Raw genomic sequence first — 16,089 nt, forward strand, 5'->3', positions numbered from 1 at the left:
GATGCGGAGGCCGCGCTCCCGAGCTCGCTTCCACGCGCCGTGCAGGTCGAGCCAGCCAGAGCCCTCCACCCCCTGCCAGCTCCGGCACGGTGAAAGGGGATCCGTCATCGAGCCTTGACACGCCTCGACGGTCTCTTTCACCCACGCGATCCGGTCGATGAGCATGCGGTCGACGAGCTTCTGGATGATCCGCGCATCGCCGGCGCTCTCGGCGGCGATACCGATGCCGACAGCGCTCACTCTCGCGCCTCGCTCACCCATCCCTCGCCGACGAGGCTCCACAGCTCACCCGGGCGAAGATAGGCGCCCCGCTTCTGCGCTGTCGGGTGCTCGTCGAGCCGGCACAGGGCCGCACCCCGCTCACCGGCGCGGCTCATGACGATGACCTCCTCCATGCGCAGCTCATCGAGGATGAACGGCGAGTGGCTCGTCGCCACGATTTGCAGCTCAGGCGTCGCCTCGAGGACGCCACGGAGGAGCGCGACGAGCCTGCGCTGCGCAACTGGGTGCAGCGCCTTGTCCAGGTCGTCGAGCAGGACGAGGCTCGGCGCGTTGAAGCGCACGACCGTGATGAGCCCGAGGGTGAGCAGGGTCCCTTCGGAGAGCTGGTCGGCGGGCACCCACCCCAGTCCCTCCCACTCGACCTCGACGCGGGCGCCGGTGCGGTCGTGCACCTGATCGGCCCAGAAGTCCTGGCCATCGACGGAGATCCGCTGCCTCTCGCGGCGCCGGACGCGGGCGGGGAGCGCGCGGATACGCCGTGCGCCGGGGACGATGATCGCCAGATCCCGTTCGATCGATTCCAGGGTTCCGTCACGCAGCCCCTGCAGGTATTGCAACACGGAAGCCAGACCCTCACCGTCGTGTTCGACGCGTGGGATCTCCTCTTCAGAGTAGTGCTCCGCGGCGAGCGTCTCGGCGTGCAGCTTGAGCCGGACGACCGATCCGAGCTTCGCCTCGCGGGGGCCTTGAAAGAAGCGCCGTTCTTCCTCCTGGTCGTCGCAGGGCACGCCGAGCTCCGTCTCTTGCCCTTCCTTGCCGAACCACAGGTGCAACCACTCAGGTTCAGTCTTCTTCTCCTTCGCGGCCCCTGCGCGAAGGCCAAACCGCCTTCCGTCCTCCAGGACGGCTTCCAGCTCGAGCTCGGTGGCGTCCGGCTTCGCGACCAGGTCTTTCATCGCGCTCTTGCCCCCGAAGAGCGCCCCCGGACGGATGTTCGCGGACCACCCGGGCTTCGCGCCGGCGAGCTGGAGCAGGCAGTGCATCCCCTCCAGCACGGTGCTCTTCCCCACGGCGTTCGCGCCGACCAGCACGTTGAGCCGTCCGAGAGGCAGCCTCACGTCTCGAAGCAGCTTGAAATTCTTGAAGTTTGCTTCCGTCAGCATCGCCGCTTTCTCGTTAACCCGAGATCGGGGCCGGGTACAGAAGCCTACCCGCGCCCGCGCTCCGCCACGTAGCGGACCGCGCCGTGCACCTCGCGGAGGAGCGCGCCCTGCCGGCGCTCGACGCGCACGAGCTCCTGGTGGCCCTCCCACGCGCCGACCGGCGCGACAAGGACGCCCCCGTCGCTCAGCTGCGCCTCGAGCGCCGCGGGAGGCTCGGTCAGCGCGTACGTCACCGCGACCTTCCAGGGCCGCTCCGACGGCGACGTCCGCTCGCCCGCGAGCACGCGCTCGGCCAGCGCGCGCCCGTCGCCGCACAGCAGCGTGACGCCCGCGCCCTCGTCGGACGGCGCGGCGGCGCTGGCCGCGAGCGCCTCGTCGCCCTCCTGGCGATCCGGCCGCGCGCCGAGCAGCCGCACCGCGCGCGCGTGCAGCGCGGGGTCGATCTCGATCGAGGCGACGTGCCCGGTCGGGCCGACGATGCGCCGCGCGAGCGCCGCTCCGTAACCGGTGCCCGTGCCGAGCTCGAGCAGGCGATCGCCCGGACCGAGATCGAGCAGGCTGTACGTGAGCAGGTACGCGTGCGGCGCGCTCACCGTCGCGTGCCCCGCGCGGTCGAGCGGCAACGGCGTGTCGTCCGCCGACGCGGCGAGATCCTCCGGCAGGACGAAGCGCTCGCGCGGCACGAGCAGGATCGCGTCCAGGTAGTGGGCGAGGAACTCGAAGCGGCGCGCGAGCTCGGCCACGAGCGGCGCCCGCGCGACACGCCCGGCCTCGGCGAGCTCGACGTCGCACGCGATGGCCGCGTCGAGCCGCTCGGGGACCGGCTCCCAGCGATCGGGCCGGCGATCGTCGTACCTCGCCGCGAGCGCGGCGAGCGGCGCAACCGCCGCACGTATCTCGGTGCCCACGGGAGAAGTCACGGGGAGATCCTGAAGCAGGAGCGCCCGCGCGGCTCGATCTTTCGGGGAACGCGTCGCGATTGTCCACGCGTCGCCCGGCTCATCCGACCGGCCGCCAGAGCTCGTTTGACACGGGCGCCCCGCCCTCCTCATCCTCGGCCATGACCCCCGTCGATCTCACGCCGATCGCAGCGCTCGCGATCGAAACGCACCGCGCCGCGCCGTGCGCGTGCGTCGCCGCAGCCGTGCGCACGCGAGACAACGTCCGGTACGGAGCGGGCGCCGCAGGGCGCTTGTGGCTGGAAGACAGCCCGCCCGCCGGCGCCCGCGGCGCGACGCCGGCCGCGGCGACGGGCGACGCGATCTTCGATCTGGCGTCGGTGACGAAGCCGTTCACCGCGCTCGCGTTCGCCCGGCTCGCCCGCGCCGGCAAGGTGAGGTTCGACGAGCCGCTCGGGCAGGTGCTGCCGGAGCTCGCCGGCACGCGATCGGCGCGCGTGCCGCTCGAGCTCCTCGCCGCCCACCGCGCCGGGCTCGAGGCGCACCGCCCGCTCCATCCGCCCGGCGACGACGCGCCGATCGATCCCCTCGGCGCGCTGCTCGAGTGCGCGAACGGGCGCCGCGCGGCGTGCGAGGGCGATCCGCCCGCCGGCGGGTTCCCGCCGGTGTACAGCGACCTCGGGTACGTGCTGCTCGGCGCGGCGGTCGCGCGGCGCGGCGAGGCCGAGCTCGACGAGGTCGTCGCGCGGGAGGTGACGGGCCCGCTCGGGCTCGCGGTCGCGCCGGTCCGCGCGCTCCGGCGGCGCGATCCGCGGTTCGACGAGCGCGCCGTCCCGACCGAGGACGTCGCGTTCCGCGGGGGCGTGCTCCGCGGCGCGGTGCACGACGACAACGCCTGGACGATCGCCCGCGACGGGATGGCCGGGCACGCGGGCCTCTTCGGCGACGCCATGTCCGTGGCGCGGCTCGGGGTCGCGCTGCTCGAGGCGCTCGCGGGCGAGCGCCCGGAGTGGCTCTCGCGCGACGAGGTCCGGCGGCTGATCGCGCCGCGCCCGGGCGGGTCGCTGCGCGCCGGGTTCGACGGCAGGAGCGGCGAGAGGCCGAGCTCCGGCGCGCGCTTCGGCCCGCAGACCTTCGGCCACCTCGGCTTCACCGGGACGAGCCTCTGGATCGATCCGGAAGCGGAGCTCGTCGGCGTGCTGCTCACGAACCGCGTCCACCCGACGCGCGCCTCCGACGCGATCCGCCGCGCGCGGCCCGCCGTCTACGACGCGATCGCGGAGGCCATGGCGCGGGCGCGATGACGCGAGGACGGATGGCGCGCCGCATCGGTCCCGCGTTTTCGCGGGCCGGCGCGGAGCGATGCTAGGCTGCCGCGGTGTCACACGGCGCCGTCCCCGAAGAGCTGGGCCCGTCCTCCGGGCTGGTTCGCTCGCCCGCAGAGCCGCCGCGCGCGGACGGCGAGCCGCGCCCCGGCGCGGTCCAGCGCGAGCACGACGGCGCGCGCGACGCGGACGGCGCGCGCGATGCGGACGGCGCGCGCGACGCGGACGGCGCGCCGAGGCCTCCCGACGCGGACCACGCCCCGCCGCCCGGATCCGCCAGGGCGCCGCGGCGCGCGCAGACCCCCGCCGCGAGGCCCAGCTCGCTGCGCCAGAACGCCGCGCAGAGCGGCCGCTTCATCCGCGCGTACCTGACGACGTTCACCGTCCTCGCGAGCTACCTCTGGTTCTTCTTCCTGCGCCGCCTCCTCGGAGAGACGTGGGCGAACAACCGCGTGGACGAGGTCCACGCGAAGAACGCCCGCCGCATCGAGCGCACGATCGTCGAGCTCCAGGGCCTCTTCATCAAGGTCGGCCAGATGCTCAGCATCATGGCGAACTTCGTCCCCGCGACCCTGCGCGCGGGGCTCGAGGGGCTCCAGGACCAGGTGCCGCCGCGCCCCTACGAGGAGATCGAGGCGCGCATCGCCGAGGAGCTCGGGCGCCCCATCGGCGAGGTCTTCGCCCGCTTCCACAGGGAGCCGCTCGCGAGCGCGTCGCTCGGCCAGGTGCACGAGGCGTGGCTCATGGACGGCACGCGCGTGGCCGTGAAGGTGCAGCACCGCGACATCGACGAGATCGTCCGCCTCGACCTGCGCACCATCCGCCGCATCATGGCGATCGTCGCGCAGTTCGTCCCCGTGCAGGGGCTCGACGCCTACCACCACCAGATCCGCTCGATGATCCTGGAGGAGCTCGACTTCGTGCGCGAGGCCAGGAACATCGTGCGCATCGCCGACAACTTCGCGAAGCAGCCGCAGGTCCGGTTCCCCCGGCCCATCGAGGCCTACTGCACGCGCCGGGTGATGACGACGACGTTCGTCGAGGGCATCAAGGTGGGCGACGTCGCGGCGCTCGACGCGCACGGCGTCGATCGCAAGGCGCTCGCGCGGCAGATCGTGCAGGTCTTCTGCCAGCAGATCTTCATCGACGGCATCTACCACGCGGATCCGCACCCGGGGAACATGCTGGTCGGGCCGGGCGGGGAGCTCGTCCTGCTCGACTTCGGCGCGGTCGCCGAGCTCTCCCAGGAGATGCGCGAGGGCATCCCCGAGTTCCTCGAGGCCGTGATCCGCCGCGACACGGAGGGGATCATCAAGGCGCTGCGCAAGATGCGCTTCCTCTCGCGGCGGGACGCCGTCGACGTCAGCGAGAAGGTCGTCGAGTTCTTCCACCAGCGCTTCCAGGACGAGGTGAAGCTCGAGTCGTTCAACCTGAAGGACATCAAGCTCGACCCGCAGAAGGGCATCGAGAGCCTGATCGACCTCCGGCGCATGAACATCGGGCTGAAGGAGCTCTCCGGCGCGTTCCACGTGCCGCGCGACTTCGTGCTGCTCGAGCGCACCCTCCTCCTCCTGACCGGCGTCTGCACGCAGCTCGATCCGGACCTGAACCCGATGGACGTCGTGCGCCCCTACCTGCAGGACTTCGTCCTCGGCAGCCGCGACTGGGCCCAGATCGCCCTCGAGGCGGCGAAGGACATGGGGATCAAGGCGCTGACGATCCCGGACGACCTGCGCAAGTACCTCACGCGCGCCAACCGCGGCGAGGCCGAGGTGAAGATCCGCGGCCTCGCCCAGGCCGCGTCGCTCGTCTATACGGGGGTGCGCCAGCTCATCTACGCGGCGCTCGCGATCGCCGCCGGCTTCGCCGGGCTAGAGCTGTACCTGGCTGGCCAGGCGGCGCTCGCGCGCTATTGCCTCTACGGCGCCGCTGCGGCCGGCGCGCTGCTCGCAGGGAGCCTCCTGTTCACGAACCGAGGGTGACGACACGCCATGAGCTCGATCGATCTGTCCCAGTACGAGGCCGACGTCGCGGCCGCCGAGGCCGAGGTGACGCGGATCAGGGAGGAGAACGCGCAGCTCGCCGAGGCGTACCGCGGCGTTCCCGCGGAGGACGCGCGCGAGATCCTCCGCCGCGGCGCGGCGTCGCTCGCCGCCGCGCGCGACCGCTGCGAGGCGGCGCGCGTCGCGCTGAAGCTCGCGCAGACGACCGGCTCGCCGCACGGGCTGCTCGCGAAGGACGGGGTCGTCGCGGGCTCGGTGGCCGTCGCCATCCCCGCCGGCTCGTCGAGCGGCGAGCGGGCCCGCCTCGTCGACGAGGCGCTCTCGGCCGAGCTCACCGGCGCCGCGCGCGACCTCGGCGTGGTGCTCGCCGCGCCCGCCGAGCGCTACACGCGGGAGCGCCCCGGGCGCGACGCGGAGGGGCGCACCATCCTGGACGTCTCCGGCCACGTGGAGGGCGACCTGCTGATGCCCGCCGTCTCCAAGGCGGCCAAGAACGCGCGCAGGAGCTGAGCGCGGCGCGCGAGGAGCTCGCAGGCCCCGCGCGCCGAGACGCGCGCCGCGACGCCGCGGCGCTCAGCCCCGGAACGCGGCGATGATCGCCGCGGCCCGCTCCTCGACGCGCACGCGGAGGGGGGCGAAGCGCGCGTCCGCGCGCGCGCGGTCGAGCACCGCGCAGCGCTGCATCCAGAAGGCGTCGAAGAGCCCTGCGTCCACCGCGCCGGCGAGCACGCGGAAGAGCGCGTCGTCCTCGCCGAGGAAGGCGAGGATCTCGGCGTACATCTGGAAGAAGAGCGGGCGCAGGCGGCTGCCCGGCTCGGAGCTGTCCGCCTTCGCGCTCAGCAACGCCCGCTGCTCGTCCGAGAGCCGCGACGTCGCGAGCACGTCGCGGTAGATGCGCGCGTACTGGATCGGGATGGTCTCCGTCGCGAGCGAGAGATCGTCGATGGGGAACGCGGCGCCGCGCCACAGCCCGAAGCGGGCGCGCATCACCGCCTTGTGAAAGCGGCTCGACGGGTCCTCCGCCGGCAGGTCGAGCAGCACGCCGGCCGCCGGCCAGTCGCCGAGCAGCGCGCGGCCGCGCGCCAGCTCCCAGCGCGGGAACGGCTCGCTCGGATCGAGCGCCAGCGCCGTGTCGAGCCGGAACATCGCCTCGTCGACGAGCCCCGCCTCGAGGAGGATGCGGCCGAGCAGCTCGTGCGCCTTGGCCAGGCTCGGCGCGCACTGGAGCGCCTTGCGCAGCGCCGGGACGGCGCCGACCGGATCGCCCGCGCTGAAGCGGACCGTGGCGAGGGCCACCCACGGCTCGCCGAGCGTGGGGGCCAGCGCGATCGCCCGCTCGGCGGCCTGCTGCGCCTTCGCGAACTGCGCCGCGCCTTCGCCCCGGGCGCCCATCAGCCGCGCGAAGGCGATCGCGTAACCGGACAGGATGCTCGGATCGTTCGGGGAGAACGACAGCGCCTCCTCGAACAGCGCCACGGCCGGCGCGGCGTCCCCGTACCAGAGGCGCCGCATCTGGTGGCGCGCGCGCAGGTACAGGTCGATCGCGCGCGGGTCGCTCGGCGACTCTCGCTCGCGGCTGGCGGCGTCGACGGTGAGCGCCGCGGCGATCGCGCTCGCCGCGTCGTCGCTCACCGTGAGCAGCGCCTCGGGCGAGCTGTCGAACCGCTTCGCCCAGAGCTGGAACCCGTCCTCGACGCCGATGACGCGCACGGTGACGCGCACGCCGCCGGGCGGCACGCGCGACGCCGGCCGCGAGTACGGCGCGGAGGGCTGCGAGCGCGGCCCATCCGGGGCGTAGCCGCCGCCGCCGGTGCGGCGGATCGATCCCTCGACGACGACCTGCACGCCGAGCTCGCGGCCGACATCCCTGGGATCGCGGCCGTCGAGCCGCACCCGGGAGACCGCTGCGCGCGGCCGGACCTTGAGGCCGGCGGTCATCGACAGGGTGTCGGTGAGGTCCTCGGTGAAGCCGTCGGCGAGGTACTCGTCGTCCGGCGCGCCGACGTTGCGAAACGGGAGCACGGCGACCGTCTTCAGCGACGACGTCGGCGTGGGCGCGGGCGTGGGCGCCGACGCGGGCGCGGGCGCCGCCAGCGTGGGCGAGTTGAGGCGCCGCTGCGGCGCCGTCACCGCCTCGACCGGCGGCGACGCGGCGACCCGGGTCGGGTTCTGCTCGATCGGCTGCGGCGCCGTCGGCGCGGCCATGGCGGAGGACGCGGCGATGGCGGACACGAGCGACTGGGCCGGCTGCGGGGCGATCGACAGGCGCGAGCGCGCGAGCAGGAGCGCGCGGTGGGCCTCGGCCGCGCTGGCGTAGCGGTCCTCACGGCGGATCGCCATGCACCTCAGGACGACGTCCACGACGGGGAGGGGCACGTCCGGACGGACGGAGCGCGGGTCGGGCGGCGGGGACTTGAGCCTGGACATGGCGGCCGCGATCGCGCCGGCGCCCGGCCACGCGCGCCGGTGGGTGAGGCACTCGAAGAGGATCATGCCGAGCGCGTAGATGTCGGTGCGGGCGTCGAGGTCGGGCTCGCCGGTCAGCTGCTCCGGCGACATGTACGCGGGGGAGCCGAGCACGAAGCCCTGCGACTCGCCGGCGCTCGGCCCGGACGAGGTGCGCGCGATGCCGAAATCGGTGATGACGACGCGCCCGTTCCTGTCGATGAGGACGTTCTCGGGCTTGAGGTCGCGGTGCACGATGCCCGCCGCGTGCGCGGCGCCGAGCCCGTCGCAGAGCGAGCAGCCGATGCCGATGGCCTGCTGCGACGGCATCGGGCCCGTCCGCGCGAGAACGCTGTGCAGCGACTCGCCCTCGACGCACTCCATCGTGAGGAACTTCTCGCCGTCGTGGTCGCCGAAGTCGAACGTCCGCGCCACGTTCCTGTGCGTGACGCGGCGCGCGAGCTTCACCTCTTGCCGGAAGCGCTCGAGCATGCCGGCGGAGTCAGCGAGATCACGACGGAGCATCTTGAGGGCGACCACCTCGTCGAGCTCCACGTCGCGGACGCGGTACACGCTGCCCATGCCGCCGCTGCCGAGCAGGCCGAGGATCTCGTAGCGCCCGGCGATGCGCTGAGGCGCCGCGACGAAGCCAGACCCATGGCTCGGCTCGCTGCGGGGCGTCGGCTCGGAGGCCGTAAGTCGCCTGTCGCTCACCCGCTCAGTCTACCCACGCTGAAGGGGAGAAGTCAGCGCGTGCGAACCACCGGACAGAAAACATGAAATTCGCCGCGTCCTGCTCACCTCGACATACCTTCTTCCCGCTTCCGCTCCTGGCGTCGCTCCGTTATATGTACGCGCTCCGCGGGTGGACGAATGCAGCATCGCACCAAGCATGAGCCGTCGTCCTCCCTGCTGGAGGTGAGCCTCGATCCGGGCGAGGCGCTGCTCGCGGAGGCGGGCGCGATGGTCGCGCGGTCGCCGAGCCTGCGGACGGAGGTCCGGCTCAACGCGGGCCGCGGGGCCGGGCTCCTCGGGCGGCTCAAGGCGTTCTTCGTCGCGCTGCTCCGGAAGCTCGCGGGGGGCGAGACGTTCTTCGTGAACCGGATCGAGGCGCCGGAGGGCGGGTGGGTGTGGCTCGCCCCGCCGCTCAGCGGCGGCATCAAGCACGTGCGCCTCCAGGGAGAGACGGTGCTCTTCGGCGCGGGCTCGTACCTCGCGAGCGCGGGCGACGTCGACGTCAAGGTGCGCTGGGGTGGGCTGCGCGCCATCCTCGCCCGGGAGGGCGTCTTCTTCATCGAGGCCTCCGGCGTCGGGGATCTCTGGATCACGAGCTACGGGGCGATCGAGGAGCTCCCCTGCGACGGCTCGCTCGTCGTGGACAGCGGGCACCTCGTCGGGTTCGACGCGTCGCTCGCGCTCACGATCAGGAGCCCTGGCGGCGGGCTCATGGGCCTCATGGTCTCTGGCGAAGGCGTGGTGTGCGAGCTCTCGGGCCGCGGCCGCGTGCTGATCCAGTCGCGCAGCGCCGGCGCGCTCGTGGGGTGGCTCGCGCCGCTGCTCCCGCCCTGAGGGAGCGGCGGAGACGTCCGATGCAGGTGAATCTCCTCTACCGTCCCTCCCAGGCCCTCGCGCAGTGCTGGCTCGACCCGGGCGAGCGCGTGTTCGCCGAGAGCGGCGCGCTCGTGGGCATGTCGACGAACGTGCGCGTGGAGACGCAGTCGGGCGGCATCATGTCGGGCCTGAAGCGGATGCTGGCCGGAGAGTCCTTCTACAGGAACGCGTTCGCCGCGGAGGGCGGGCGCGGAGAGGTGCTGTTCGCGACACCGCTGTCCGGGGACATGGCCGTGCTGGAGGTGGGCGACCGGCAATGGTGCGTCCAGAGCAGCGCCTATGTCGCGTCCAGCCCCGATGTCGAGGTGAGGACGCGCTCGTCCGGCCTGCGCGGCTTCTTCTCGGGGGCGGGGCTCTTCGCGCTGGAGACGGCGGGGCAGGGGCGGATGATCATCGGCGCGTTCGGCGCGCTCGAGGAGCTCGAGGTGAGAGGCCACGTCGTCATCGACACGGGGCACATCGCAGCGTGGGAGTCGACGCTCGCCTGCCGGATCGGCAAGAGCACGTCGACGTGGCTCGGCACGTGGCTCTCGGGCGAGGGCCTCGTCTGCCACGTGGAGGGGAGCGGCAGCCTGTGGGTCCAGTCGCGCAACGCCGGCAGGTACGGCGCGGCGATCGGCGCGCGGCTCGCCCCGCGGCAGCCCTAGAGATCGGGGGGGACGGCGTGCGCGACGAGATCCGAGGCAACCCCGAGTTCGGCGTGCTCCACGTGACCTTCGAGCACGCCGGCGAGCAGATCGTGGCGGAGAGCGGCGCGATGGTCGCGCGCGACGCGGCCATCGACATGAAGACCAGCCTGCAGGGCGGGCTCGCCAGCGCGCTCAAGCGCAGGATGACGGCCGGAGAGAGCCTCTTCCAGAGCACCTTCACGGCGACGGCGCCCATGCAGTCGATGCGGCTCGCGCCGGCCCCCGAGGGCTCGATCGAGCGCCTCGTGCTGCGCTCGGGCATGGAGGTGTTCCTCCAGTCGGGCGCCTATCTCGCCTCCACGCCCGGCATCACGCTCGACACGACGTGGCAGGGGGCCAAGGGCTTCTTCGCCGGCGGCCTGTCGCTGCTCCGGGCGTATGGCGAAGGGCTGATCTGGTTCTCGAGCTACGGCGGTATCCACGCGATCGACGTCGGCCGCCAGCACGAGGGATATCTCTGCGACAACACCCATCTGCTCGCGTTCACCGAGGGCCTGAGGTACCAGGTGCGCAAGCTGGCCGGCCTGAAGGGCCTGTTCCTGTCCGGCGAGGGGCTCGTCTGCGAGTTCCAGGGGCACGGGAGGCTCTGGCTGCAGACCCGGAACCCGGGGGCGCTCTCGGCGTTCCTCCATCCGTTCCGGCCCGTGGGCGGAGGCCACTAGCTCGTGCCGCCGGCGGTCCGACCAGGCCTTCCTGGATCGCCGCGCCGGCGGGCGGCCTGCCTGGCCCGCCCGGTGGTTGCCCGGCGCGCGCGACGCTCCGAGACGCGCTCGTGGATTTCGGCGCTGGCGACGGCGCGGTCCCGGCCGTCCGCCATGGGCCGGCGCGCCGTCATTGCCTTCCCGGAGGCGGACTCGCTAAAGTAGTCCCGCCTCGCTGAGGAGGCTCGCACGGCGAGCGGTGGGTGCCACGGATCCACCGGGGCTCGCGGGGCGAGCCTGGCCCCGCCCGAGTACCCCGAACCCGCTATGTGGAAGCTGACGATCGAGGATGACGAGGGGAAACAGACGGGGCTCCCCCTCGCCCATGAGGAGTACGCGCTCGGACGCGGAGAGTCGAACTCGATCCGGCTGACCGATCGCAACGTCTCGCGCACCCACGCCACGCTGGCCAAGAACGGCCAGGGCTGGGTCATCCGGGATCTCGACAGCTACAACGGCACGTACGTCAACGGCGGGCGCGTCAACGGCGAGCAGCACCTGCGCCACGGCGACCTCGTGCAGCTCGGCGACTACCGCATCGAGATCGTCGATGAGGCGCTCTCGTCCGCCGTGACGAGCCCGACGCCGCCGCCGGGCAGCCGCAGCACGGCGCACCTGCCGCTCCACACCCGCCCGAACCGGCTCGTCATGGTCGTCGGCCCGACCCCCGGCGCGGAGTTCCCGCTCGACGGCGAGCGCTTCACGATCGGGCGCTCCGAGGACGCGACCATCTCGATCAACCACAGCTCCGTGAGCCGCCTGCACGCCGAGCTCATCAGCCTCGGCAGCGGCCGCTACGAGGTCGTCGACAAGCAGAGCGCGAACGGCGTGCGCATCAACGGCGTCGAGCTCAAGCGGGGCCTGCTCGAGGCGGGCGACGCGCTCGAGCTCGGCGACGTCCGCCTCCGCTTCGTCGCTGCCGGCAAGATCTTTCGCGCGGGGCCGGACGGCGGGCCGGGCGTGGCGCCGGGCGCCTACGGGAGCGTGGCCCCCTCCGCGCAGTCGTCCCGCTCGCTCGGCGGGGCGAGCAAGGCGATGGGGCTCCTGCTCGCGGTCGCCTTGCTCGTCGTCATCGCCGTGATCGTGGCCACGCGCGCCCGGTCGCACGGGTCCACGACGCCCGAGCCGGACGTGAGGCCCGTGGTGGCGGCGCCGGCGGGCGACGACGCGAAGATGCTCGACGCGGCGCAGGAGCACCTCCGCTCGGGGGACATCGACGCCGCGCACCGGAAGCTGCAGGAGATCGCCGAGACGTCGCCTGTCCGGGAGACGCCGCGCTTCAAGGAGATCGAGGAGCGCTGGGCGGAGGGGATGTTCCGGCAGGTCGAGCAGGCCGCGACCAAGGAGGACAAGCTCGCGTTGCTCAACGAGATCGCGAAGACGACGGGCGTCCCGACGGCCCTCCGCGCGCGGGTGGCCGAGGTGCGGCGGCAGGTCGACCCGGAGGCGCCGCCGGAGCCGGAGCCGGAGCCGGTGCCGCAGCACGCCGGCTCGCCGGCGCCCTGGCTGCCGCACCCCGCGCCTGCGCCTGCGCCTGTGCCCGCGCCTTCGGCCTCGGCGCCGGCGCCCTCGGCCTCGGGCGCCGCGCCGGCGAGCTCTGGCCTCGACTCGAGCTCGTACCCCGCGCAGCGGCGGGCGCTCGAGCCCAAGGTCTGGAACGGGAAGGCGTCGGCCAGCGAGATCAAGCTGCTGCGCGCGATCTGCATCCACCAGGGCGACGCGGTCTGCCGCGACAAGGCGACGGCGGCCCTGGACAAGCTCGACAAGAAGGGCCTGTAGCCGCCGCTTCATCCTTCTTTCCCACGTGCGTCGATGACCTCCAGGAGCAGCACCAGGGCTCACGAGCCGGCCGTCCACGCGCCGGATGCCCGCGAGGCGCGCGTCCCGCACGTCCACGAGGCGCCCGCGCCGGGCGGGCGTGATGGGCCTCCGGCTGGGCGCGATGGAGGCTCCGTGACCGTGAGCTCGCCGGCGCGGAACGGGCTCGCCTCGCCGGCTGCCCGGGCGATGGCGACGCTCGCCCTGCTCGTGCTCGTCCCCTACGCGCACCCGAGCCTGTCGCGGCTGCGGGTGCTCACGCCGCTGCCCGAGGGGGAGGGGCTCGTCGTGGTCCCGACGCCGGCGCCGGTGGCGTCGGTCGGCGAGACGACGCTCGTCACCGAGACCACCGAGCAGGCCGAGCTGCGCCAGCCCGAGGAGGTCGCGCTGCCGGCCGCGGCCGCCGAGCTCATGCCGGCGGCGGTCGCCTCCGAGGGCAAGCCGCCGCGGCCGATCGAGGACCCGAGCGGCAAGGCGATGACGCCGTTCTTCCGCGCGCTCGCGGCGGTGGAGCGCAAGGCGCCGCAGTCGATCGCGCGCATCACCTACTTCGGCGACTCCATCGTGGCGAGCGACTTCGTGACGGCGACGCTGCGGCGCAAGCTGCAGAAGCGGTTCGGGGACGCCGGCCACGGGTTCATGCTGATGGCGAACGCCTGGCCGGGATATTTCCACAACGACGTCGTCCGCTTCGCCGGCCCAGGCTGGCAGGTGAGCCGCGTGGTGGGCCCGTTCGCCAAGGACGGGCTCTACGGGCTCGGCGGCGTGTCGTTCCGCTCGCAGGGCGCGGGGGTGTTCTCGCGGTTCGCCACCGCGGAGTCCGGGACCTACGGGCGCGCGGTCTCGCGGTTCGCCGTCGATTACCTGAAGCACCCCGAGGGCGGGCGGATGGAGGTCAAGATCGACGGCGAGAGCCGCGAGATGATCGACACGCGCGCCGACGCGGCCGGCTCGGCGATCGCGACCTACGAGGTCCCGGACGGGCCGCACTCCATCGAGGTGCGGGCGCACAGCCCGGGGGTGCGGGCGTTCGGCGTGTGGATGGAGCGGGACACGCCGGGGGTGGTGCTCGACGCCATCGGCATCCAGGGCTGCCGCATCCGCTTCCTCGACAAGAGCGACGACGCCCATTTCGCCGAGCAGCTGCGCGCGCGGAGCCCGTCCTTGACGGTGTTCCACTACGGCATGAACGAGAGCGAGGACGGCGAGCTGTTCCCGCTCGATCAATACGAGTCGACGATGAAGGCGGTGCTCGAGCAGGTGACGGCGGCGCTGCCCGGGTCGTCGTGCCTGCTCGTGGGCCCGATGGACCGCGCCGACAAGAAGGGCGAGGTGTACCGGAGCCGCCCGGTGATCCCGAAGCTCGCGGCGATCCAGCGCAGGGTGGCCGGGCAGGTCGGCTGCGGCTACTTCGACACCTTCGGCGCGATGGGCGGCTCGGGCTCGATGGGGATCTGGGTCCGGCGCGGGCTCGGCGGCGCCGATCTCGCGCACCCGTCGGGCGCGGGGGCCGAGGTCATCGGCCGCTGGCTGTACCTGGCCTTGATGGACGCCTACGAGGGCTGGAAGGCGAACGCCGCGCGGCCCTGAGGCTACGCGGCCTCGAGGTCGTCGGACTTCGGCGCCGCCGGCTCGTCCGCGGCGCGCCGCCTGTGCTCCCGGGCGATGCCGGCCACGACGCCGAGCCACACGAGCGCGAGGGCGATATTGACCATCGCGAAGTGGCGTGTGGAGAGCGCGAGCACCTGGCCGGCGATCACCCCTACGGCGGCGAGCACGTCGCCCGCGCGGACGACGAAGGTGTCGATGGCCGCCTTGGCGCTGTACTTGGCGTCGCGGCCGACCGGCAGGAAGAGCGCCTGCCGCGCTGTGTTCTGGATGGAGTAATCGGCGCTGTTCTCGGCGATCTTCGCGACGCGCACGACGGCGAGCGCCGGCAGGACGGCGAGGGACGCGTAGCCGAGCAGAGCGATGGCCGGGAGGATGAACAGGGCGAATCGCACGCCGAGGTACTTGAAGATGCGGGAGACGAAGAAGAGCTGCAGGACGACGCCGAACGTGTTGACCCAGTAAAAGAAATCACCCTTGAAGGTCCCGATGATCGCGCCGAGCGCCGCCTTTTTCCCCTTCTCGGTGCGCGGGTGGACGAGCCCCGCCCCGGCGCCCTCGACGAGCTTGCCGCCTGCCTCGACGTCGAACGCGCCGCCCTCGACGGCGGTGATCGTCCCTTCGAGCAGGCGCGACGCCTGTGGATCGACGAGGTAGACCGGCGCGCCCGCCGCGAGCGGCGCGCCCGGGGCCGCGCCGGCGGGGTCCGCGTCCGGCGCGCCGCGCTGCTCGCTCCCCGGGTCGAGCGCGCTCGTGGCGGACTCGATCAGGGTGCGATCGAGGATGTACTCGCCTGTCGAGTTCACCCAGTTGAGGACGAGCGTCAGGCCGGCGATGAGGAGCAGATAGCGGTCACCCGCGATGATCTTGAAGCCGCCCGCCGCGCCCCCGGGCGGCGCGTCGGCCTTGTCCGCGGCGCCCTTCGAGCCCGCGAGGTCGTCGCGGTGGACGAGGTAGGTGAGCCCCAGGCAGGCGAGCAGCACACCCGCCGCGAGGAGCATCATGTTGTAGGGGCCGATCGGCACGTAGACGCGCTTCGCGATCTGCGCGCCGAACATGGCGCCGAGCGAGCTCCCGATGCCGACGATGGCGAAGAGCCGCTTGCCCTGCTCGGGCGTGTAAACATCGTTGGCGAAGGACCAGAACTGCGCGATCACGGTGAGGTTGAAGCAGCCCACCCAAAGATAGAAGGGCACCCCGAGGGGGACGCCGAGGCGCGCGAGGAGGAAGAAGAGGACGAGGTTCGCGGCGAAGAAGAGCGTGAGCGCCGTGGTGAGCTGCATGCGCCCGAAGCGCCGGGCCAGGGCGCCATAGGCGCGGACCACGCCCACGAGGAGGAGCGCCTGGCCCGCCGCCGCGTAGGCCTTCACCTCGGCGCCGTCGAGGTCGAGCCGCCGCCCGCCGATCTCGAGCCCGCCGCCCGCGAGGATCAGCGGCTCGCGGACCACCTTGAGGAGGTAATAGCCCGTGAGCAGGAGGAACACGTTCAGCGTGAGGACGAGGACGCTGAAGACCTCGCGCGGCTTCACCTCGGCGAAGATCGCAAGGAGCCTGTGAAGCACGCCCCGGGCCCGTGTCTCGCTCTCGCCTGTGCTCGCCACCCGC

General features: G+C 73.0%; 12 protein-coding genes. 8 read left to right on the plus strand and 4 right to left on the minus strand.

Going from position 1 to position 16,089, the window contains the following annotated elements; all coding sequences use genetic code 11:
• Positions 1–236: 236 nt before the first annotated feature.
• Positions 237–1,385, minus strand: a complete 1,149-nt coding sequence (locus WMF27_RS31145; protein ID WP_437765236.1) for an AAA family ATPase — start codon at positions 1,383–1,385, stop codon at positions 237–239.
• Between the two features lie 44 nt (positions 1,386–1,429).
• Entirely contained in the window at positions 1,430–2,305 is an 876-nt protein-coding gene (locus WMF27_RS31150) for a protein-L-isoaspartate O-methyltransferase family protein (protein WP_437765235.1), read from the minus strand.
• A 140-nt stretch (positions 2,306–2,445) separates the two neighbouring features.
• Here WMF27_RS31150 and WMF27_RS31155 point away from each other — a divergent pair, with 140 nt between their 5' ends.
• From WMF27_RS31155 to WMF27_RS31165, 3 genes are all read left to right on the plus strand, one after another.
• A complete protein-coding gene (locus WMF27_RS31155; RefSeq protein ID WP_437943207.1) occupies positions 2,446–3,588 on the plus strand; it encodes a serine hydrolase domain-containing protein in 1,143 nt (380 codons plus the stop codon).
• A gap of 74 nt (positions 3,589–3,662) precedes the next feature.
• The gene (locus tag WMF27_RS31160; protein ID WP_437765233.1) at positions 3,663–5,591 is read left to right on the plus strand and encodes an ABC1 kinase family protein; all 1,929 of its coding nucleotides are present in this window, start codon (positions 3,663–3,665) and stop codon (positions 5,589–5,591) included.
• 9 nt (positions 5,592–5,600) lie between these two features.
• Positions 5,601–6,122, plus strand: a complete 522-nt coding sequence (locus tag WMF27_RS31165; protein WP_437943208.1) for a hypothetical protein — start codon at positions 5,601–5,603, stop codon at positions 6,120–6,122.
• Between the two features lie 63 nt (positions 6,123–6,185).
• Here WMF27_RS31165 and WMF27_RS31170 read toward each other — a convergent pair whose 3' ends face one another.
• The gene (locus WMF27_RS31170) at positions 6,186–8,771 is read right to left on the minus strand and encodes a protein kinase domain-containing protein (protein WP_437943209.1); all 2,586 of its coding nucleotides are present in this window, start codon (positions 8,769–8,771) and stop codon (positions 6,186–6,188) included.
• 159 nt (positions 8,772–8,930) lie between these two features.
• Between WMF27_RS31170 and WMF27_RS31175 the strand changes: the two genes are divergently transcribed.
• The 5 genes from WMF27_RS31175 (at position 8,931) to WMF27_RS31195 (ending at position 14,466) form a co-directional block, all read left to right on the plus strand.
• Complete coding sequence (locus tag WMF27_RS31175; protein WP_437765230.1) at positions 8,931–9,626, plus strand: TIGR00266 family protein; 696 nt, start codon at positions 8,931–8,933, stop codon at positions 9,624–9,626.
• Positions 9,627–9,646: 20 nt separating this feature from the next.
• Positions 9,647–10,315: a TIGR00266 family protein gene (locus WMF27_RS31180; RefSeq protein WP_437765229.1), complete on the plus strand. Its 669-nt coding sequence runs from the start codon at positions 9,647–9,649 to the stop codon at positions 10,313–10,315.
• 17 nt (positions 10,316–10,332) lie between these two features.
• The gene (locus WMF27_RS31185) at positions 10,333–11,019 is read left to right on the plus strand and encodes a TIGR00266 family protein (protein WP_437765228.1); all 687 of its coding nucleotides are present in this window, start codon (positions 10,333–10,335) and stop codon (positions 11,017–11,019) included.
• Between the two features lie 306 nt (positions 11,020–11,325).
• The gene (locus WMF27_RS31190) at positions 11,326–12,837 is read left to right on the plus strand and encodes an FHA domain-containing protein (protein WP_437943210.1); all 1,512 of its coding nucleotides are present in this window, start codon (positions 11,326–11,328) and stop codon (positions 12,835–12,837) included.
• A 180-nt stretch (positions 12,838–13,017) separates the two neighbouring features.
• Complete coding sequence (locus tag WMF27_RS31195; RefSeq protein WP_437943211.1) at positions 13,018–14,466, plus strand: GDSL-type esterase/lipase family protein; 1,449 nt, start codon at positions 13,018–13,020, stop codon at positions 14,464–14,466.
• Between the two features lie 2 nt (positions 14,467–14,468).
• Here WMF27_RS31195 and WMF27_RS31200 read toward each other — a convergent pair whose 3' ends face one another.
• Complete coding sequence (locus WMF27_RS31200) at positions 14,469–16,085, minus strand: NTP/NDP exchange transporter (protein WP_437943212.1); 1,617 nt, start codon at positions 16,083–16,085, stop codon at positions 14,469–14,471.
• Positions 16,086–16,089 lie beyond the last annotated feature (4 nt).

Source organism: Sorangium sp. So ce281, from assembly GCF_051527395.1.
Classification (GTDB): Bacteria; Myxococcota_A; Polyangia; order Polyangiales; family Polyangiaceae; genus Sorangium; species Sorangium cellulosum_B.

What these genes read in the sequence shown, in the direction of transcription:
- WMF27_RS31145 (WP_437765236.1), bottom strand. Translation starts at nt 1,385, where the DNA reads ATGCTGACGGAAGCAAACTTCAAGAATTTCAAGCTGCTTCGAGACGTG.
- WMF27_RS31165 (WP_437943208.1), top strand. Translation starts at nt 5,601, where the DNA reads ATGAGCTCGATCGATCTGTCCCAGTACGAGGCCGACGTCGCGGCCGCC.
- WMF27_RS31190 (WP_437943210.1), top strand. Translation starts at nt 11,326, where the DNA reads ATGTGGAAGCTGACGATCGAGGATGACGAGGGGAAACAGACGGGGCTC.
- WMF27_RS31155 (WP_437943207.1), top strand. Translation starts at nt 2,446, where the DNA reads ATGACCCCCGTCGATCTCACGCCGATCGCAGCGCTCGCGATCGAAACG.
- WMF27_RS31180 (WP_437765229.1), top strand. Translation starts at nt 9,647, where the DNA reads ATGCAGGTGAATCTCCTCTACCGTCCCTCCCAGGCCCTCGCGCAGTGC.
- WMF27_RS31175 (WP_437765230.1), top strand. Translation starts at nt 8,931, where the DNA reads ATGCAGCATCGCACCAAGCATGAGCCGTCGTCCTCCCTGCTGGAGGTG.